18 protein-coding genes are annotated in these 20,059 nt (G+C 65.4%); 9 read left to right on the top strand and 9 right to left on the bottom strand.

Annotated features, from left to right (window positions below):
* Positions 1 to 33 precede the first annotated feature (33 nt).
* Complete coding sequence (gene lysS, locus A5788_RS05930; RefSeq protein WP_064864220.1) at positions 34 to 1,572, top strand: lysine--tRNA ligase; 1,539 nt, start codon at positions 34 to 36, stop codon at positions 1,570 to 1,572.
* 17 nt (positions 1,573 to 1,589) lie between these two features.
* Here lysS and A5788_RS05925 read toward each other — a convergent pair whose 3' ends face one another.
* Complete coding sequence (locus A5788_RS05925) at positions 1,590 to 3,107, bottom strand: bifunctional aminoglycoside phosphotransferase/ATP-binding protein (protein WP_064868518.1); 1,518 nt, start codon at positions 3,105 to 3,107, stop codon at positions 1,590 to 1,592.
* Positions 3,104 to 3,964, bottom strand: coding sequence for a helix-turn-helix domain-containing protein (locus A5788_RS05920; RefSeq protein ID WP_082937840.1), 861 nt, complete (start codon positions 3,962 to 3,964; stop codon positions 3,104 to 3,106). Before A5788_RS05920 ends, A5788_RS05925 begins: the two co-directional genes overlap by 4 nt.
* Before the next feature lie 65 nt (positions 3,965 to 4,029).
* Here A5788_RS05920 and A5788_RS05915 point away from each other — a divergent pair, with 65 nt between their 5' ends.
* Positions 4,030 to 4,551: a VOC family protein gene (locus A5788_RS05915; RefSeq protein ID WP_064864224.1), complete on the top strand. Its 522-nt coding sequence runs from the start codon at positions 4,030 to 4,032 to the stop codon at positions 4,549 to 4,551.
* Positions 4,552 to 4,563: 12 nt separating this feature from the next.
* On the opposite strand, the gene A5788_RS05910 is transcribed toward A5788_RS05915, so the two are convergent.
* The gene (locus tag A5788_RS05910) at positions 4,564 to 6,243 is read right to left on the bottom strand and encodes a FadD3 family acyl-CoA ligase (RefSeq protein ID WP_231894089.1); all 1,680 of its coding nucleotides are present in this window, start codon (positions 6,241 to 6,243) and stop codon (positions 4,564 to 4,566) included.
* 42 nt (positions 6,244 to 6,285) lie between these two features.
* On the opposite strand from A5788_RS05910, the gene A5788_RS05905 reads away from it, so the two are divergent.
* The 3 genes from A5788_RS05905 to A5788_RS05895 all read left to right on the top strand — a co-directional run bounded on the left by A5788_RS05905 (position 6,286) and on the right by A5788_RS05895 (position 9,679).
* A complete protein-coding gene (locus A5788_RS05905) occupies positions 6,286 to 7,581 on the top strand; it encodes an acyl-CoA dehydrogenase family protein (protein ID WP_064864225.1) in 1,296 nt (431 codons plus the stop codon).
* Positions 7,582 to 7,659: 78 nt separating this feature from the next.
* Positions 7,660 to 8,490 carry an SDR family oxidoreductase gene (locus A5788_RS05900; protein WP_064864305.1) on the top strand — a complete coding sequence of 277 codons (831 nt, stop codon included), beginning with the start codon at positions 7,660 to 7,662 and terminating at the stop codon, positions 8,488 to 8,490.
* 31 nt (positions 8,491 to 8,521) lie between these two features.
* Positions 8,522 to 9,679, top strand: a complete 1,158-nt coding sequence (locus tag A5788_RS05895; RefSeq protein ID WP_064864227.1) for an acetyl-CoA C-acetyltransferase — start codon at positions 8,522 to 8,524, stop codon at positions 9,677 to 9,679.
* Here the strand turns inward: A5788_RS05895 and A5788_RS05890 are convergent.
* The gene (locus A5788_RS05890) at positions 9,660 to 9,917 is read right to left on the bottom strand and encodes a hypothetical protein (RefSeq protein ID WP_064864229.1); all 258 of its coding nucleotides are present in this window, start codon (positions 9,915 to 9,917) and stop codon (positions 9,660 to 9,662) included. The genes A5788_RS05895 and A5788_RS05890 overlap by 20 nt on opposite strands.
* Before the next feature lie 71 nt (positions 9,918 to 9,988).
* On the opposite strand from A5788_RS05890, the gene A5788_RS05885 reads away from it, so the two are divergent.
* The gene (locus A5788_RS05885) at positions 9,989 to 11,509 is read left to right on the top strand and encodes an aldehyde dehydrogenase family protein (protein WP_064864231.1); all 1,521 of its coding nucleotides are present in this window, start codon (positions 9,989 to 9,991) and stop codon (positions 11,507 to 11,509) included.
* A 131-nt stretch (positions 11,510 to 11,640) separates the two neighbouring features.
* Positions 11,641 to 12,444: a polysaccharide deacetylase family protein gene (locus A5788_RS05880; RefSeq protein WP_064864308.1), complete on the top strand. Its 804-nt coding sequence runs from the start codon at positions 11,641 to 11,643 to the stop codon at positions 12,442 to 12,444.
* Here A5788_RS05880 and A5788_RS05875 read toward each other — a convergent pair.
* From A5788_RS05875 to A5788_RS05860, 4 genes are read right to left on the bottom strand one after another with little or no spacing between them, the layout of a single operon-like run.
* Positions 12,434 to 13,066, bottom strand: coding sequence for a response regulator (locus A5788_RS05875; protein ID WP_064864233.1), 633 nt, complete (start codon positions 13,064 to 13,066; stop codon positions 12,434 to 12,436). The genes A5788_RS05880 and A5788_RS05875 overlap by 11 nt on opposite strands.
* The gene (locus A5788_RS05870) at positions 13,063 to 14,430 is read right to left on the bottom strand and encodes a sensor histidine kinase (protein WP_231894088.1); all 1,368 of its coding nucleotides are present in this window, start codon (positions 14,428 to 14,430) and stop codon (positions 13,063 to 13,065) included. The genes A5788_RS05875 and A5788_RS05870 overlap by 4 nt, the downstream gene beginning before the upstream one ends.
* Positions 14,427 to 15,164 carry an ABC transporter permease gene (locus A5788_RS05865; protein WP_064868515.1) on the bottom strand — a complete coding sequence of 246 codons (738 nt, stop codon included), beginning with the start codon at positions 15,162 to 15,164 and terminating at the stop codon, positions 14,427 to 14,429. Before A5788_RS05865 ends, A5788_RS05870 begins: the two co-directional genes overlap by 4 nt.
* Positions 15,161 to 16,111, bottom strand: coding sequence for an ABC transporter ATP-binding protein (locus A5788_RS05860; protein WP_064864307.1), 951 nt, complete (start codon positions 16,109 to 16,111; stop codon positions 15,161 to 15,163). The genes A5788_RS05865 and A5788_RS05860 overlap by 4 nt, the downstream gene beginning before the upstream one ends.
* Positions 16,112 to 16,222: 111 nt before the next feature.
* On the opposite strand from A5788_RS05860, the gene A5788_RS05855 reads away from it, so the two are divergent.
* Together A5788_RS05855 and A5788_RS05850 are read left to right on the top strand one after the other, a co-directional pair.
* Positions 16,223 to 16,813, top strand: coding sequence for a TetR/AcrR family transcriptional regulator (locus A5788_RS05855; protein WP_039856320.1), 591 nt, complete (start codon positions 16,223 to 16,225; stop codon positions 16,811 to 16,813).
* A gap of 108 nt (positions 16,814 to 16,921) precedes the next feature.
* Positions 16,922 to 18,568 (top strand): acyl-CoA synthetase, encoded by a 1,647-nt coding sequence (locus A5788_RS05850; protein ID WP_231894087.1) that lies wholly within the window; start codon positions 16,922 to 16,924, stop codon positions 18,566 to 18,568.
* 1 nt (position 18,569) lies between these two features.
* Here the strand turns inward: A5788_RS05850 and A5788_RS05845 are convergent, their stop codons facing one another.
* Positions 18,570 to 20,048 (bottom strand): aldehyde dehydrogenase, encoded by a 1,479-nt coding sequence (locus A5788_RS05845; RefSeq protein WP_064864239.1) that lies wholly within the window; start codon positions 20,046 to 20,048, stop codon positions 18,570 to 18,572.
* Positions 20,049 to 20,059: the final 11 nt, after the last annotated feature.

The following is a 20,059-nucleotide window of genomic DNA, read 5'->3' as shown; positions in this document are numbered from 1 at the left end:
CGGCGGGAAAAGCCGATCCGATAGGGTTCGGGAGTGAGTGATCACCCCTCGACCACCGAAAACGACGACCAGACGCCCGAGCAACTGCGTATCCGTCGGGAGAAGCGCGACCGCATCCTCGACGAGGGACGCGAGGCCTATCCGGTGTCGATCGGCCGTACGCACAGCCTCGCCGAGATCCGCGAGGCACACCCCGAACTCGAAGCGGGCACCGAGACGGGCACGATTGTCGGCGTCGCCGGACGTGTGATCTTCCTGCGCAACAAGGGCAAGCTGTGCTTCGCCACGCTGCAGGAGGGCGACGGTACGCAGCTCCAGGCCATGATCAGTTTCAACGGGGTCGGCGAGGAGTCGCTCGCGCGATGGAAGTCCGACGTCGACCTCGGCGACATCGTCTACGTCCACGGTGAGGTCATCAGCTCGCGCACCGGCGAACTGTCGGTGATGGCCGACGACTGGGCGATGGCGTCGAAGTCGTTGCGCCCGTTGCCGGTTGCGCACAAGGAGATGAACGAGGAGACGCGCGTCCGTCAGCGCTACGTCGACCTCATCATGCGTCCGGAAGCACGTGAGACTGCGCGGACCCGTATCTCGGTGATCGCCGAGCTGCGCAAGGCACTCGTCACCCGAGGATTCCTCGAGGTCGAGACCCCGATGCTGCAGACGCTGCACGGCGGCGCGGCGGCACGTCCGTTCGTGACCCATTCCAACGCCTTCGACATCGACCTCTACCTGCGTATCGCGCCAGAACTGTTCCTCAAGCGGGCAGTGGTCGGCGGAATCGAGCGCGTCTTCGAGATCAACCGCAACTTCCGCAACGAGGGCGCCGACTCCACCCATTCGCCCGAATTCGCGATGCTCGAGACCTACCAGGCCTACGGCACCTACGACGACGCCGCGACGATGACTCGCGAGATCATCCAGGAGGTGGCACTCGGCGCAATCGGCACGCTCACGCCGGAAATGCCCGACGGCACCACCTACGACCTCTCCGGCGAGTGGACCTCGTTGGAGATGTACCCGTCGCTCTCCGAGGCGCTCGGCCAGGAGATCGTGCCCGACGGCGGGCCGGAACATCCCGGGACCAGCGTCGACGAGCTGCTCGCCATCGCCGCCCGCGTCGGCCTCGAGGTGCCCAAGGACAAGGGTTACGGTCACGGCAAGCTCGTCGAGGAACTGTGGGAGCACATGGTGGGCGAGAAGCTCTCGCAGCCCGTCTTTGTGCGCGATTTCCCCGTCGAGACGTCGCCGCTGGTGCGCGCACACCGCAGCGTGCCGGGCGTCGTCGAGAAGTGGGACCTCTACGTCCGCGGCTTCGAGCTGGCCACCGGCTACTCCGAGCTCGTCGACCCGGTCATCCAGCGCGAGCGCTTCGTCGACCAGGCACGCCTCGCTGCCGCCGGCGACGACGAGGCCATGCGACTCGACGAGGAGTTCCTCGCCGCGATGGAGTACGGCATGCCCCCGACGGCGGGCACCGGCATGGGCATCGACCGTCTGCTGATGGCGCTGACCGGCTTGGGCATCCGCGAAACGATCCTGTTCCCACTGGTCAAGCCGCTGCGCGACTGAGCTGCCAGACGCCGTCCTCAGCCGCGATCAGCACCCAGCCCGCTCGCGGCGACCACGGATTCGACGTCGCCCGACGCCTCGACGCGCCGCCAGCGCTCGTCGGGCAGTTCGAGCGTCTCACTCTGCCTGCGCGCGACGGCGGCGTCGGCGTCCGAGGCGTCGAGTCCGCGATGTTCGATACGTGAAATGCGCTCGGCCTCAGGTAGTTTTAGCCAGATTCCGGTGAAGTCGACGCCCGCGCGCTCGGCTGCGTCGGCTATTGCCGAGGACTGACTTCTTCGGCCGAACACGGCGTCGGCGATGACGCTCATTCCGCCGCGCAGGTCTGCTTCGGCGAGCCGGAACAGCTCGGTGTACACCGCTGCCCGAGCGGCGTCGGTGTAGGCCGACCGCGGGAGCCTGTCCCCGATGCCCACTCCCGCAAGACGTTTGCGCAGCACGTCGGTGCGTAGGATTCGGGCGCCCGGAGCAGGGTCGAGACTGCCTCCGACCGCCCGCGCTATCGTCGACTTCCCGGTACCGGAGCCGCCGCCAATCGCGACAACTTGCGGGAGTGAAGAATCGGTGAAACCCAGTGCAAGCGCCAGGTATTCGTGTGCGCGCTCGACGTCCTGTTCGGCTGCCGCGACGTGTGCGCGCACGGTGGCACGTACCGCGAGCAGTACCGGCAGCAGGCGGAACGCCTCCTCGTCGTCGATAGAACCATCGAACGTCGCATGATCGAAGTAGGTGTTGACGACGACGTTGGCTTCGTGGCGTAGCCGGCGCGCCCACAGGTCCATCACGAGGAACGCGAGATCGTAGAGCACGTCGGTCGTGGCAAGCTCCGCGTCGAACTCCAAGCAGTCGAACGGAATCGGCTCGCCGTCGATGATCGCGACATTCCCGAGATGCAGGTCGCCGTGACAGTGGCGAACGCGTCCGCCGCGTACCCGATCGTCGAGAAGGTCGCGATGCTCGGTGATGAGTGCAGTGATTCGGTCGGTGAGTTCCTGTGCCACAACGGGTTCGATGATCTCCGGGAATGCCGCCATGCTCGCGAGGTTTCCGTCGACGACCTCCTGCAATCGTTGCGCACCATGGGAATCCGCACTGATCTCAGATCCCTGATGCAGTTCGACGACGCGCATCGCGAGGCGCTGCAGCAGGTCGTCGTCGAGGCCACCTGGATGTGCGTAGTTGACCATCAGTGCGTCGTCGTCGAAGCGTGTCATCTCCAAGACGTGATCGACGATCTCGCCCGCGCCGTCGAACGAGAGCGAACCGTCCGCGGCGCGTCGGATCGCGTGGACCGCGATGTAGAGATCGGGAGCGAAGCGCCGATTGAGTCGGAGTTCGGCGTCGAGGGCAGCTCGACGCAGCTGTGGCGTACTGAAGTCGAAGTAGCGCAACCGAACCGGCCGTTTGAACTTCCAGGCGCGGTCATCGTTGAGCACGATCACCGCGCCGTGCGTGACGATGCTTCTGGTCGGGGAGTCCGGGTCGAGGGCGCCGACCTGTGCCAGCAGGTCCTCGGCTCGTGCCGTGTCGTTCATGAGTCCGTACCGGATTCGGCCACGGCGCGACGGTATTCGCCTGGAGGCATGCCGAGGGTCTGCCGGAAGTCGGCGGAGAAGTGCGCCTGATCGGTGTATGCGAGGTCGGCGGCGACGTCGGCGAGGGTGATCGTCGGGTCGTCGCGCAGTCGTTCCGCGGCCTCCTGCAATCGGTATCGGCGGATGACCGCCAATGGGGAGAGGCCGATGTGGCGGTCGGCGATGCGCTGCAGTGTGCGTATCGACATCGACATCTCGCGTGCGAGGTCGTCGACGCGGACGATGCTGCGATCCGCTGCGATCAGGTCTTGCATCTCGTTCGCGAGCAGCGCCGACTCCTGGGGCGGCGTCGCGTGTTCACGCAGCCACGACGCGAAGTGTGACGCGGCGTCGGAGACGTCGGGTTCCTCGACAGTCATTGTTGCAGTGATCGATTCGAACAGATCGGGCGCGCGGAAGGGTTGCGCGGCGTCGCGCAGAGATCGTGGCGAAACGTCGAGCGCGGCAGCGCCCGCGGGTCGCAGCAATGCCCCGACGGCCCAGCCGGAGCCAGTCAGATCGCGGTGCGTGCGCTGAGTCGACGGACCGACGATCAGCACCCCATCAGGTTCGACGACGAGGTTGCACGCGGGGAACGGCAGAATGTTCTGCCGCGACGTCCGGCCGGGCGCGAGGCTCCACTGGGGTATCCAGAACCACGAGACCATCGACGAGAGGTCGTCGGGCGCGACGACGCGGTCGAAGGTGGGCAGGCGAGCGGGGTAGAGCACACCGCGGGTGTCTGCGGTGTCCGTGACCGGGGTGTCTGGGGCGCGGGTGTCTGGGGCGCCGGAGTGGTCGGCTCCGCTGACGGGCATGCGTCCACGATAGTCGTCGCAAATCTACAAGCCGCGCACCGCACACGATCCCTAGCGTGAAACGCATGACAACACAGCAGAACACCACCGAGCCGACGACCGGCGTCACCGGCGACCACACCACCGACGGCATCCCGCACGGCCTGACGAGTCTCACCCCGTTCATCGCCGTGTCGAATGCCAAGCAGGCAATCGAGTTCTACACCAGTGTCTTCGGGGCGAGACTGGTCGATGCCACGGAGTTCAGCGGCGTGGTCGTGCACGCCGACCTCGACTTCGGCACCGGCCACCTGCAACTCGGCGAGCCCAACGAGGAGTACGGCCTGATCGCCGCGCCCGACGGGCCTGCCGCGTGCTACTCGTTGGGCTTTTACTGCCCCAGCGCCGACGAGGTGGTTGCCAAGGCCGAAGCCGCCGGCGCGACGGTCCGTGAGCCCCTCACGACCTTCGTCTCGGGCGACCGGTTCGCGTCGATCCTCGATCCGTTCGGGGTGCGATGGTCGGTGATGACTCGCGTCGAGGATCTCTCCGAAGAGCAGAGCGCCCAGCGCGTCGCCGAATGGGCTGCATCGCAGTCCGATTCGTGAACGGGTTGGAGTTCAGCGCAGTTCGCGTTTGAGTATCTTGCCCGACGCGTTGCGGGGAAACGCGTCGACGAACACCACGGATCGGGGAACCTTGAAGTTCGCGAGATGTGTTCGCGCATAGGAGAGTACGTCGTTCTCGGTGAGGTGGGTGGCGTCGTGGATGGTCACGTAGGCGCGCCCCACCTCGCCGAGTCGGTCGTCGGGAACTCCGACCACAGCGGTTTCGGTGACTCCGTCGAGTCGTGCGAGCGTCTGTTCGACCTCGGCGGGGTACACGTTGAACCCTCCACAGATGAACATGTCCTTGAGCCGGTCGGTGATCCGGAGATTCCCCCGCTCGTCGATCACACCCACGTCGCCGGTGTGTAACCACCCGTCGGCGTCGATGGTCGCTTCGGTCGCCGCGGGATCGTCGAGGTAGCCACGCATGACCATCGCGCCACGGGTGAGCACCTCACCCTGGTCCGACAGCCCGATCTCCATGCCGTCGAAGGCTCTGCCGCACGTTGTCGCGACCGTGACGTCGTCGTCAGCGGGGGTGCACGTGGTGATGAAGCCGCTGGATTCGGTTTGGCCGTAGGCGGTGATCACCGTGTCGACGCCGAGGTCGCGCTGGATACGCTCGATCAGCACCACCGGCACGATGGCCGCGCCGGTCACCACCAGGCGAAGTGACGACAGGTCGTGGGCTGCGCGCGCGGGGTCGTCGAGGATGGTCTGGAAGATGGTCGGCGCACCCGGAAAGACTGTCGCACGCTCTGATTCGACGAGCCGCATGGCCTCGGTGGGGGAGTAGACCGCGAGCGGAATCATCGTCGTCCCGAAGAGAATCGACGGCAGAATTCCCGCCTTGTATCCAAACGTGTGGAAGTACGGGTTCACCATCAAGTAGCGGTCTGATGGACTCAGGAGTCCGTTGGCTCCCCACGCCCGCGCGCCCGCGATGGTCTGCTGGTGCTCGGCCAGAACGCCTTTCGACTTCCCGGTGGTCCCTGAGGTGAACAGAATGTCGGAGATATCCTCTGGCGCAACAGCATCTGCTCGACGATCCGCTTCAGTGCGCGTCTCGTCGGTGGCACGCGCGACGAAGTCCGACCAGCCGACGCTGCCCTCGGGTGCTGGCGCCGACCCGTTGAGCGGTACCCGCACCACGAGATCGGGCAGCGAGCTGCGATGCTCGGCAAGCAGTTCCGCCGCATGGTCGACGCCGAGGAACTCACCCGACACCACCACCGCCGACACCTGAGCTCTCTCGATCACGTCGACGGCCTCGGTCGCCGTGTAGCGGGTGTTGAGGGGGACCAGCACCCCGCCCGCGTACTGGATGCCCAATGCGGCGATCGGCCAGTGATAGCTGTTGGGCGACCAGATGGCCACCCTGTCACCGACCTCGAAACCTGATGCGACAAGCGCCGCGGCGAACTCACGGACCCGCTCGAGCAGCTCCGCGTATGTCAGCTCGACGCTCTCGTCCCCCTCACCCCACTGGCGGTCGACGATCGCCTGCTGCGCCGGCCAGGTCCGCGCCGCCCGGATCAGTGCCGCGGGCGTCGACTGGGCGCTCTGTCCCGTCGACTGGGCGCTCCCTTCCACCGACTGGGCGCTCCCTCCCGTCGACTGTGCGCTCTGTTCGACCGACTGGGCGCTCTGTCCCGTCGACTGGGCGTCGCCGTTGGTGACTATCGACTCCATGGCCATAACCTAACAAATGCTTGGTAGGTTATGCTAGCGATCATGACGTCGATCAACCTTGCCGATCGTGCCGTCGACCTGGGCGAATGGGCGCGAAGCACGCCCGACGCGACCGGAGAGTTCACGCGAGCGGTGCGCGAGTGGCTGGCGCAGAATCTCGTCGACGACTTCGCCTCGCTCAAGGGTCGGGGTGGGCCGGGGAGCGAGCACGAGTTCTTCTCCGAGCGTCTGGCGTGGGATCGCCACCTCGCGGCGTCCGGCTGGACATGCCTCGGTTGGCCCACGCGGTATGGGGGCCGTGGCGCGACACTCGAGCAGCGAATCATCTTCCATCAGGAGTATGCGCGCGCGAACGCGCCTGCGAGGGTGAATCACCTCGGTGAGGAACTGCTCGGCCCGACGCTGATCGAGTTCGGTACGGAAGAGCAGAAGCAGCGCTTCCTTCCCGGCATCGTCGACGTCACCGAGCTGTGGGCCCAGGGCTATTCCGAACCCGGGGCGGGCTCCGATCTCGCGGGCGTCTCCACGACGGCCCGACTTTCCGACGACGGCGCGCGCTGGCATGTCAACGGACAGAAGATCTGGACGTCGCTCGCGCACGTGGCGCAATGGGTGTTCGTGCTGGCGCGTACCGAAGTGGGCTCGTCGCGCCACAAGGGACTCGGCTTCCTGTTGGTCCCGATCGACCAGCCCGGCGTCACGGTGCGGCCGATCCAGCAACTGACCGGAACATCGGAATTCAACGAGGTCTTCTTCGACGACGCGACCACCGACGCCGGCCTCATCGTCGGAGAGTCCGGCGACGGTTGGCGGGTCGCGATGGGGCTGCTGCAGTTTGAGCGAGGTGTCTCGACGCTGGGGCAGCAGGTGGGATTCGCGCGGGAACTCGACGCGATCACCGAGATGGCAAGAGCCAACGGAGCTCTCGAGAATCCGGAGATAGCCGCACGCCTCGTTCGCGCCCGCATCCGGCTGAGCGCGATGCGTGCCAATGCGCAACGGACACTCGACGACGACGCGACAGTTTCCGGGGGGACCTGGGGTGCGGCCGCCGCTGCGGGGACAGCCTCGGTGGCAAAGCTGTTGTGGGCCAACTGGCATCGAGACCTCGGCGAGCTCGCAATGGCGGTGGCGGGCCCGGCGTCGTTGATCGGGCCCAGCGAGACCGTCGAGGGCCACCTCAACGACATTCACGACCCGGAGAATGTCGAACTCGACGAGTGGCAACGCCTGTTCCTCTTCACCCGCGCCGACACCATCTACGGCGGCTCGAACGAGGTGCAGCGCAACATCATTGCCGAGCGCGTACTCGGCCTACCCCGCGAGGCACGAGCTTGAAGAGGTACAGCGAGGCACGAGCATGACTCAAACAAAGCCAGGCACAACCGCGGAACCACTACGAGAGGTGTGGACACGATGACGCAAACGACGTCGAGTCAGGTCGATGGTGAGAGGTCGCCGTTGGCAACGCCTCCGGAGGAGACGCCGGGCCACGGATTGTTGTTGGGACGCAAGGTGGTCGTGACCGCGGCGGCAGGTACGGGTATCGGATTCGCGACGGCGCGGCGTGCGCTGCTAGAGGGCGCCGACGTCGTGCTCAGTGACTGGCATGAGCGACGACTGGGCGAGGCTGCCGACCAACTCGCTGCCGAGTTCGACGGTCAGACTGTCGGCAAGGTGGTGTGCAATGTGCAGTCCACTGCCGATGTGGATGCGCTGATCGCACGTGCCGCAGACTCACTTGGCCGCATCGACGTGTTGGTGAACAACGCCGGCCTCGGTGGCGAGACACCCGTCGCCGATATGTCGGACGAGGAGTGGGACCGCGTCGTCGACATCACGCTCACCGGGACGTTCCGGGCCACGCGGGCCGCGCTCCGCTACTTCCGTGCCGTCGAGCATGGTGGCGTAATCGTCAACAACGCATCGGTCCTCGGGTGGAGAGCTCAACGCGGACAGGCACATTACGCCGCCGCCAAGGCGGGAGTGATGGCACTGACGCGCTGTTCAGCCGTCGAGGCTGCCGATTTCGGGGTGCGTATCAACGCTGTTGCTCCGTCGATTGCCAAGCATCCCTTCCTTGCGAAGGTGACCAGCGACGAACTGCTCGACGACCTTGCGCTGCGCGAGGCCTATGGCCGCGCGGCCGAGGTATGGGAGGTCGCGGCCACCATCGCGATGCTCGCCAGCGACTACACCACCTATCTCACTGGCGAAGTGGTGTCCATCTCCAGTCAGCGCGCCTGAGCGTGAAGACCGTTATCTATCAGGAGTTCTCATGAGCACACCACAGGCGTACATCGTCGACGCCATTCGCACGCCCGTCGGTAAGCGCAACGGCTCGCTTGCCAAGACGCATCCGGCCGACATGGGTGCGCATGTCATCTCTGCACTCGTCAGTCGGACGGGGATCGACCCGGCGGTCGTCGACGACGTCGTTTTCGGGTGTGTCGACGCGATCGGTCCGCAGGCGGGCAATATTGCCCGAACCGCTTGGCTGGCTGCCGGAATGCCGCTGGAGGTACCCGGGACCACCGTCGACCGTCAATGCGGTTCGAGCCAACAGGCCATCCACTTTGCAGCGCAGGGTGTGATGAGTGGGACGCAGGACGTCGTGGTGGTCGGTGGTGTGCAGAACATGAGCGCAATCCCCATCTCGCAAGCCATGATTGCCGGCCAGGAGTTCGGATTCACCACGCCGACAGCCGAATCCGTCGGCTGGCGCGAACGATTCGGCGACGCCGAGATCTCGCAGTTCGTCGGCGCCGACCTGATGGCGCAAAAGTGGGACATCAGCCGCGAGGATATGGAGGCATGGGCGCTGCAGTCGCATCAGCGAGCCAAAGCCGCGATTGCACAGGGACGGTTCGACGGCGAGACCGTCGCACTGGCCGACTGCGTCGTCGACGAATGTCCGCGTGACACGTCGTTGGAGAAGATGGCAGGGCTGGCTCCCCTCGCCGACGGTTCGCGGCTGACGGCGGCGGTGGCGTCGCAGATCTCCGACGGGGCGTCGGCCGCGCTGGTGGTCAGCGAGAAGGCGCTCGCCGAGTACGGCCTGACCCCGCGTGCCCGCATCCATCACATCTCGGTCCGCGGCGACGACCCCGTGATGATGCTGTCCGCGCCCATCCCCGCGACGAAGTACGCGCTGGCCAAGTCGGGGCTGAGCATCGACGACATCGACGTCGTCGAGATCAACGAAGCGTTTGCCTCAGTAGTCCTCGCCTGGTTGAAGGAGACCGGCGCCGACCCGGCGCGCGTCAACCCGAACGGCGGGGCAATCGCGCTCGGGCATCCTCTCGGAGCCACGGGGTCCAAGCTCTTCGCGACGATGTTGGCCGAACTTGAGCGCACCGGCGGCCGCTACGGCCTACAGACCATGTGCGAGGGCGGCGGCACGGCCAACGTCACGATCATCGAGCGCCTCGGCTGACCCAGTCGATCGTCGAGAGCGCCCAGTCGGCGTTCTCGTGCGCCCAGTCGGCAGTACGGAGCGCCCAGTCGGCGTTCTCGGGCGCCCAGTCGGCAGCTTTAAGCGCCCAGTCGACGGTCTCGAGCGCCCAGTCGACGGCTCGCCCGGGTCGACTGTGCGCTTCCTCGCGCCGACTGTGCGTTGGCGGGGTGTGCGCCGTCGACCCGCGCTCGCATTCGTGTGATCTACGGCATAGCATGTGATACACAATCGGGGCGGCGTCTCACCGGACGGTGCCTCTGAGTACCCGCAAATCCTCAAGGAGCCACCATGACCAAGCCTGCGGACGTGACGACCGGAGCGGGTCGCCGCATCGAGAAGGGGGTCTCGTCGGAGGCTCACTCGATGGCCGAACTGCTCGAGATCCAGCAGGCCGCGTTCCTGCGTGACGGCATCCCGGATGCCAACACGCGCATCGACCGCATCACGCGGCTCGGGTCGCTCCTGCTCGACAACTCCGACGAGATCTGCGCGGCATTGACCGCCGACTTCGGCACGCGCCCAGCCGAATTGAGCATCACGGCCGACGTCGCCGGCTGCCTCATCGATATCACCCACCAGCGCCGTGGTGTCAAGGAATGGATGAAGGAGACCCCGTCGGCGCGCGTGCAGGGGTTGATCGGGTTCAAGCAGCGGGTGCGGCACGATCCGCTCGGCGTGGTCGGGATCATGGGGCCGTGGAACTTCCCGCTGCAGTTGACGTTCGTACCCGCGGCCTCGGCGTTCGCGGCCGGTAACCGGGTGCTGATGCGGCCGTCGTCGATCACCGCCCGCACCACCGAGGTCATCGCGCGGCACGCACCGGACTACTTCTCCGTCGAAGAACTCGCGGTCATCACGCCCAAGCACGGTTCGGGCTCCGACTTCGCGAAGCTCGCCGTTGATCATCTGTTCTTCACCGGTTCGCCCGAGGTGGGGTCGTCGGTGGCGCAGGAGGCGGCCAAGAACCTCGTGCCGGTGACGCTCGAGTTGGGTGGCAAGAACCCGGCCGTCGTCGACGTCTCCGCAGACATCGGCAAGGCCGCGAAGATGCTGGCCGAAGCCCGCATGGCCAACGGTGGCCAGGTGTGTCTGTGCCCCGACTACGTGTTCGTTCCCGAGGCAAAGCTCGGTGAGTTCACCGACAAGGTCATCGCCCACTGGACCAAGAGCTTCCCGACGATCTACGACAACTCCGACTACACGTCGACGATCAACCAGAAGAACTACGACCGCATCGTCGGACTGATCGACGACGCCGTCGAACTCGGTGCTACCAAGCGGCAGGTGATCCCCGGCGGCGAGCAGCTTCCGTCAGCCGAGCGCCGCAAGATCCCGCCGACGCTGCTCACCGGCGTCAAGGCGGGCATGAAGATCGCCGACGACGAGGTGTTCGGCCCGGTCCTGAGTGTCTACCCGTACCGCGATCTGACCGAGGCGATCACCCACATCGCAGCGAATCCCCATCCGCTGACCATGTACTGGTGCGGCGACGACAACGCCAATTTCAAGCGGCTTGCCGACAACACGCGCAGTGGATCGATCAACGGCAACGACTTCGCACTGCACATGTTCGGTGCGGAACTGCCCTTCGGCGGCATCGGCCGCAGCGGCATGGGCGCCTACCACGGCAAGACCGGCTTCGAGACGTTCAGCCATGCACGCGCAGTGGCATTTTCGACGATGCCGTTCACCGTCGCCGAGATGATCGCGCCGCCGTTCACCAAGCGCGACACGCGAATGGCCAACGGGCAGATCAAGTTCTGGAGCAAGCTCAACAAGCGCGCCGCGAAGAAGGCGCGTAAGCGCTGAGTCACTAAGGCTCAGCGACGTCACACCCCGTCATGGGTGGGTAGATCCTTCAGGGGCTTTACCCACCCATGAACCATCTGTGCCCCTCTTGTGACTGGTGTGGCCAGTGGCTCTGCTGTTAAGTGGACGGCGTGGACCGTCGCCATTTCCTCGCAGCACTGGCGGCAGGCACCGTCGTTGCGATATCCGGTTTGTCTGATTCGAAAGCAGCTGCGGCGCCGGGACTTCCACCGAACCTCCGCTTGCCGGGCTTGCCCGAGCAGTTGCTCACGCCGCCCCTCGTTGCACCCCCACCCGTTGTTCCCAGCAAGGCGCCGCTTCCCAAGGGGCCGATCACCGCGCTACCCGGGCACGGCAACTATCTCGCGCTGACCATCGACGACGGGGTGCGGTCGGACGTCGTCGGCGCGTACATCAAGTTCGCGCAGGACACCGGTGCGCGCTTCACGTTCTTTGTGACCGGCGTCTACAAGAGTTGGACCGACCATCGGAGTTCGCTTGCGCCGCTGGTGGAATCGGGTCAGATCCAGTTGGGCAACCACACCTGGACGCATCCCTCGTTGACCTCATTGTCGGAGAGTGCGATCGCCGACCAGCTCAACCGCAACAAGCGCTTCTTGCAGAACACCTTTGGAGTCGACGGCACCCCGTTTTATCGTCCGCCCTACGGACACCGCAATGCGGCGGTCGACCGCGTCGCCGCCGACCAGGGCTACACGGCGTCGACCATGTGGTACGGGACGTTGGGGGACGAGCGGGTACTGCGCGAGCAAGACATCATCGCCAACGCGCGCACCTACTTCCGCCAGCAGGCCGTGGTGATCGGGCACGCCAATCACCCTGCGGTGACGCACATTTACCCGCAACTGGCGGAGATCATCAGAGAACGAAAGCTGACCATGGTCACCCTCGACGACTACTTCGTCACCGGATGAGTCCGCGCTCGAACGCAACTCGCACGGCCGCGGCACGGTCGGCGACACCGAGCTTCGGGTAGAGCCGCAGGAGGTGCGTCTTCACCGTCGCCTCGCTGATCATCAGTTCGGCGGCGACCTGACGGTTGGTGCCGCCACCGGCGATGGCGTGCAACACTTCTCGCTCTCGTTCGGTGAGGGTGTCGGCTCGGTTGCGGCTCATCAGGCTTCCCGCCACGCTCGGGTCGAGAACGCTGTGGCCGGCTGCCGCACGGCGCACCGCTGAGATCAGATCCTCACGCGGGGTTGCCTTGAGAAGGTAGCCGTCGGCTCCCGCGTCGACGGCCGCGTGAATGTCGGTGTCGGTGTCGTACGTCGTCAGCACCAGGATGCGCGGCCAGTCGCGGTCGGCTGCGCGCAGAGCGCGAATCGCCCCGACACCATCGGATCCCGGCATGCGCAGATCCATCAACACGACGTCGGGTGTCAGCGCGGCCACCTGGGTGAGCGCCTCGTCGCCACTGGTCGCCTCGCCGACGACGGTGAGGTCTGCTTCGCGCTCGAGCATCCCGCGAATCCCGTCGCGCACCACCGGATGATCGTCGACGACGAGGATACTGATCTGGTCCGGCCGCGAGCTCATTGCGGTACTCCTTTCGGCACATCGCTTCGCTCGGTGGGAACCGACCGCTCGGTGGGAATCGACCGCTCGGTGGGAATCGACCGCTCGGTGGGAATCGACACGGAGACAACGCAACCCGCACCGGGATCGGATTCGACGACGACGGTGCCGCTGAGCAACTGCGCGCGCTCGGCCATGCCGGTCAGCCCGAAGCCGCTGTGAGCGGATCGTCGTACCGCGTCGACGTCGAAACCGTCTCCGTCATCACGGATGTCGAGCAGCAGTTCGTCGTCGAGGTAGGTCAGCGTCACCACGACCTGCTGCGCACCCGCGTGTTTGGCGATGTTCGCCAGTGATTCCTGCAGGATGCGCAGTACGGTGTCGTCGCTGCCGCCGAGGTCGTGGGCGTCGCCGTCGACCCGCAGTACCGCGGTGATGTGATTGCGCTTGGAAAAGGCGGTGAGCTGATCCTGTACAGCGGTGGGTAGCGGTTGTGCGTCCAGTGTGAGCGGTCGGAGTGCGTTCACCGCGCGTCGCGCTTCGCCGAGTCCTTCGCGCGCAAGCATTTTCGCGTTGTCCACACGGTCGCGGGTGGCGTCGGACAGTTCAGCCTCGTCGACGGATTCCAACTGCGTGACCACCGCGACGAATCCCTGTGCGACGGTGTCGTGCAATTCGCGGGCGAGGCGGGAACGCTCGTCGCGGATGCCTACGAGTCGTGCTTGCTCGAGGAGTTCGGACTGCAGTCGGGCGGTGCGGGAACGTTCTGCGAGGAGGTCTTCGGTGAGCTGGTTGCGCCGTATCACGGATGTCTCGCGTGCGTCGGTCACGACTACGACGGCGACGCCGATCACGAAGTTCAGAATCCACGCGAGTACCGACGCCCACCAGGGATTGGCGAGGTTCTCCCAGCCATAGCGTTGCGTCGCCGTCATCAGCACGCACGACACACTGATGGTCAGCACCATCGGGAGCCCGGTGAACAATGACGCGTAGAGCATGTAACCCGCCCACGACGCGATGCCTGCGATCGGTGTCGCGGCGATCGCGACGGCGATCAGCGTGGTGGTGACAGCGAAGATCCCCACACGCCGCCACATGGGCCCGATGTTGACGCGAGTCCAGATCTCGGTGAAGACCATCAGCGCGATCAACGCCGAGGCACTCACCAGATGCTGCGTCGACGACGCGGGCACGAGTTGGGCGACGACAAGCGCGACGAGATAGAGAACCCGAAGCGTCCACACCTCGGCACTGGGGGGCACGATGATGTCCGGCCAGGTCAGCTCGTGCCGACAGTCGCGCCAGCGTCCCTGCGGTTCACGCTCGAGGTTGCGTCGGAACAGGCCGTGCGCCAGCGCAGTGGTGGTGAATGGGCTGTTCACTCCCACTTGAAGGTCCGGACCGCGATCGCGGTGGTCACTGCGCCCCACACCAGTAGTGTGCCGAAGTACCCGATCGCTGGCCAGCCCGTCGTCGCGGTATCTACGAGCGTTTGTGTGCCCGCTCCCGACGGAGTGAGGTTCGACGTGACGTGCAACCACCCGGGCATCGTCGCCCGGGGTACCCACAATCCGGCGAAGAACATCAACACGAAGAACACCAGTGAGCCGAATCCCGCAGCGACCTTCGCGTTCCGGAAAAGCGACGCGATCACCATGCCCAGGCCGAGAAAAGCCCAACCCGTCAGCACATAACTGACGATGAACCCCACGGGATGTTGCGGCCACTGCCCCGAGATGATCCCCGGTACGACGACGATCAGCGCGAGACACATGATCGAGACGGCGGAGGTCAACACGAACTGCGCGATCAGCAGGAGACTCGGAGATGCCGGAGTAGTGCGTAATCGCTTGAGAATTCCCATCTCTCGGTATCTCGTGAGTACGTCCGGTAGCGCCTGGACGGCGAGCAACGCCACGACGAACAGCACCAGAATCGGCTGGTACACCTGAAACACGCTCAGGCCGCCGAATTCGTCGAGCGGTTGGCGCGCGGCGGGGATCGACGCGATGATGATCGACGCCGCGACGGGCAGGATCACCGTCCAGATCACAACCCCCGGGTTACGGGCCAACAGCTTCGCTTCGGAACCGATCATCGCGGTGGTGGCGCTCATCGTCGTACTCCTTCGGAATCGTTTTCGGTTGTGGCGGCAACATGAAGGTCTGGCGCGTGCGTCAGCGCGAGAAACGCGTCGTCGAGGCTCGGTTGGTCGACGCGGAGCTTGCCGCACGCGATGCCGTGCTCGTGCAGCGCGATGATGACGGCGGACGCCACGTTGTCGGTTCCGGTGACGAGAACCCGCTCTCCTGTGCGCTCGACGCGGTGAACGTCGGGAAGCGCTGCGAGCGCGTGGAGGTCGACGGCGGCCGTCGGGATGAACGACATCCGTTGGTCGGCCTGCACCGCGGTCGCGAGATCTGCCGGGGTGTCGAGGGCGACGACGCGCCCGTCGTCGATGACGGCGACGCGGTCGCACAGACGTTCAGCTTCCTCCATGAAGTGGCTGACCAGCAGGAGCGTGACGCCGGTGTCCTTGAGGTCTTCGAGCAGACCCCACACCTCGCGGCGCGCGCTCGGATCGAGTCCGGTGGTCAACTCATCGAGAATGGCCACCTTCGGATTGCCGATGAGTGCCAAAGCCACCGACAGACGCTGCTTCTGCCCGCCCGAGAGCTTGCCGAAGTAGGTCGCTTCGTGGCCGCTCATACCGAGTCGGTCGAGTAGTTCACGCCAGTCACGCGGTGCCGAGTAGAAGCTGGAGTACAGCCGCATCGCCTCGCCGACGGTCTGCTTCTCGGGCAGGCGTGACTCCTGCAGTTGGATGCCGAGGGCCTCGCGGAGTCCACGTCCCTCGTCGGCCGGATCGAACCCGGCGACACGCACACGGCCGCCGTCGCGTCGGCGAAGTCCACCGATGCACTCGACGGTCGTCGTCTTACCTGCCCCGTTGGGGCCGAGGATGCCGAAGATCTCGCCTTCGGCGATCTCGAGGTCGACGCCACGGACCACCTGCTTGTCGCCGTAGCTCTTGGTCAGTCCTGCCACTTCGATCATTGCCATGCGTACAACGATCCGCCGCGCGTGCCGCATGCGGATCCACCGCTCGACTACATTCGACTCAGCCGATCGGTGGACCCACGTCGACGCCCAAGCAGTTGCTAGGGTTGGCGAGTGGCGACGCGCAACGGGTCAACCAGGCGAGACGAACTGCTGGCGACGGCAGGTCGGATGTTCGCCGAGCAGGGACTACGGTCGACGACGGTGCGCGACATCGCCGATTCCGCCGGCATCCTTTCGGGAAGCCTGTACCACCATTTCGATTCCAAGGAGTCGATGGTCGACGAGATCCTGCGGAGCTTCCTCGACTCCCTCTTCGCGCGATACCAGGAGATCGCCGCCGCAGATCTCTCCGCGACGGAGACGCTGCGCGAGTTGGTCGTCGCCTCGTTCGAATCGATAGGCGCACAACGCCATGCGGTCGCCATCTACCAGGACGAAGCCAAACGCCTTGCGGGACAAGAGCGTTTCGCGTACATCAACGAGCGCAACGTCGAGTTCCGTGAACTGTGGCACTCGGTGCTCGCGCGTGGCGTCGCCGACGGTGAGTTCCGTGCCGACCTCGACATCGAGTTGGCGTACCGCTTCCTACGCGACACCGTCTGGGTCGCGGTCCGCTGGTACCGGCCGGGCGGCTCGCTGTCGGTCGACGACATCGCCAAGCAGTACCTGTCCATCGTGCTCGACGGGATACTGCCGCGCTGAATCCTCCCCGCTCAGTCCTCTGGCTGACCTCAAGCTGCCGATTCGCGTCCATATACTTGGATGACCTAGTAATTTGGGTGTCGTTCGGCAGGGACGAAGGAGCGCGCGGTGAGTACAGGTAACGGTGAGTCGACCTTGAAGGAATCGATCTCGAGGGAATCGGCCTTCACTGAATCAACACAGGCGGCGGTGGCGACGGCACGCGGCAACACGATCAGCGACATGTTGCACCGCACGGCTGCGCGCACGCCCGACAAAGTGGCGATCATCGACGGCGATGTGCGCCTCACCTACGCCGAGTTCGACGCCGCGGTCAACCGCTGCGCCAACGCGCTCACCGCGCGCGGACTCGATCGTGGCGACCGGTTGGCGCTGATCAGTCACAACTCGTGGCAATTCGCCGTGCTGAACTTCGCCTGCGCGCGGATCGGCGCAATCCTCGTACCGATCAACTTCGGACTCGGCGTCTCCGAGATCGCCTTCATCCTCGACCACAGCCAGGCGTCGGGCGTCGTCGTCGAAGATGCGCTCGGGCCGACAGTCATCGAGGCGATCGCGACCGCGGGTACGCCCATCGATATCCGCGGGTGGATTCCCTTGGCGGGAGTACAGGCACCGCAGGGGTTCGAGCCGGTTGCCGAATGGATGACGACCGGCGACGCGTCTGCCCCCGGCATTGTCATCGACGACGACGAGCCGGTCCGCATGATGTACACATCGGGCACCGAGTCACGGCCGAAAGGCGTTCTGCTGTCGAGCAAATCGCTGATGACGCAGTACGTCTCCTGCATCGTCGACGGTGGGATGGAGGGCTCCGACGTCGAGATCCATGCACTCCCGATGTACCACTGCGCCCAGTTGGACTGCTTCTTCTCGGTCGACGTCTACCTCGGTGCGACCAGCATCATCCTGCACGCGCCGGACGCCGCAACGATGTTGGCCACCATCGAGGCCGAGCGCGTTACCAAGCTGTTCTGCCCACCCACCGTGTGGATTTCGCTGCTGCGCCACCCCGACTTCGACACCCGCGACCTCTCGTCGTTGCGCAAGGGCTACTACGGCGCCGCGGCGATGCCCGTCGAGGTCCTACGTGAGCTGGCACGTCGGCTTCCCGACGTTCGCCTTTGGAACTTCTACGGACAGACCGAGATGTCGCCGCTGGCAACCATTCTGCAGCCGCACGAGCAACTCGACCGGGCGGGATCGGCGGGGCGCGCGGCACTCAACGTCGAGACCCGCGTCGTCGACGACGAGGACAATCCGGTGCCCGTCGGCGAGGTCGGGGAGATCGTGCACCGCAGTCCGCATGCGGCACTGGGCTATTACGCCGACGAGGACAAGACCGCCGAGGCTTTCCGCAACGGCTGGTTCCACTCTGGCGACCTGGGTGTAATCGACAAGGACGGGTACCTGTCGGTCGTCGACCGCAAGAAGGACATGATCAAGACCGGCGGTGAGAACGTCGCGTCCCGCGAGGTCGAGGAGGCGATCTACCTTCACGACGGCGTCGCGGAGGTGGCCGTCTTCGGTGTGCCGCACCCGAAGTGGATCGAGGCCGTCACGGCTGTCGTCGTGGCCAAGGACGGTGTGGTCCTGTCAGAAGACGAAGTGATGGAACATCTTTCGTCGATCCTCGCTCCGTACAAGCGGCCCAAGTTCGTCCTGTTCGCCGAGGCGTTGCCGAAGAACCCGTCGGGCAAGATCCTCAAGAAGAACCTGCGCGTCGAGCACGCCGAGATCGCGGGATCGAGCTAGTTCACTTCAGCACGAACGGATTCCCGGAGGGTGCGCCGGTGTTGATCCACACGCTCTTGGTCTCCAGGTAGTCGTCCACCGCCGAGATGCCGTTCTCGCGACCCAGGCCGGACTCCTTGACGCCGCCGAACGGCATCATGTAGCTCACGGCACGATAGGTGTTGACCCACACCGTGCCCGACTCGATCGCCGCAGTCATCCGGAATGCTCGCGCCATGTCGGAGGTCCAGACGCCTGCGCCGAGACCATATCGGGAGTCGTTGGCGATGGCGATCGCCTCGGCCTCGTCGTCGAATCGGATCACCGAGAGCACAGGACCGAAGACCTCCTCCTGCGCGATGCGCGAGGAGTTGTCGACGCCGGTGAAAATCGTGGGTTCGACGAACCAGCCGTCACCACACTCGGGTCGGGTTGCGGCCGATCCGCCCAGACTCAATTGTGCGCCTTCTGATCTCGCGATCTCGATGTAGGAGAGGACCTTCTCGTACTGGTCGCGTGTTGTCACCGGTCCCACCTGTGTGTCCGGATCGGCCGGATCTCCCATGCGCGCGGTCTTCGACAGTTCGACGACGCGTCTGACCACCTCGTCGTGGACAGACGACTGCACCAGCAGTCGTGATCCGGCGATACAGGTCTGACCGGTTGCGGCGAAGATCCCCGACACCGCCCCGTTGACCGCGGCATCGAGGTCGGCGTCGTCGAAGATGATGTTGGGCGATTTGCCACCCAGTTCGAGGCCGACATGTTTGATGCCGCCCGCGGCCTGCGCGCCGATCCTGCTGCCGGTCGCGTCCGAGCCGGTGAAACTGACCCTGCGCACCAGCGGGTGATCGACCAGGGGGCTGCCGACTTCCTGTCCGAACCCGGTGACCACATTGACCACGCCGGCCGGTAGGCCCGCTTCCTCGAGCAGCGCAACGAATTCCAGGGTCGAGGCGCTCGTATGCTCGGAAGGTTTGATGACGACGGTGCAGCCCGCAGCGAGAGCTGCCGCCAGCTTCCAGGTGAGCAGCAGCAGCGGTGAGTTCCACGGCGTGATGATGCCGACGACCCCGACCGGAGCCGACGTCGTGTAGGCGAAGTATCCCTTCTTGTCCAGTGGCACAACCGATCCCTCGATCTTGTCTGCCAGACCGCCGTAGTAGTAGAACCACTCCGGAATGTAGGCGGTCTGTGCAGACATCTCGGCGAACAGTTTTCCGTTGTCGCGCACCTCGGTTCGGGCGAGCTCGGCACTGTTGGCGGCGATTGCGTCGCCGAGTCGATGCAAGAGCTTGCCCCGTGCGCTCGCCGTCATCTCCGACCAGGCACTGTTGGTGAGAGCGTCGTGCGCCGCGTGGACGGCATCGTCGACGTCGGCGGCACTGCCGCGGGCCACGCTGGCCCACGGTTTCCCGGTGAAAGGGTCGAACGAGTCGAAGAACTCACCGGTGCTGCTGTCGCGACAGCGGCCGTCGATCCGGAGCTGATAGGTCTGCATGGTGCCGTCCT

The organism is Gordonia sp. 852002-50816_SCH5313054-c (assembly GCF_001665925.1).
Taxonomy (GTDB): Bacteria; Actinomycetota; Actinomycetes; order Mycobacteriales; family Mycobacteriaceae; genus Gordonia; species Gordonia jacobaea.
The sequence above is the reverse complement of the archived record's forward strand: the minus strand, read 5'-3'. Positions and strand labels throughout refer to the sequence as shown.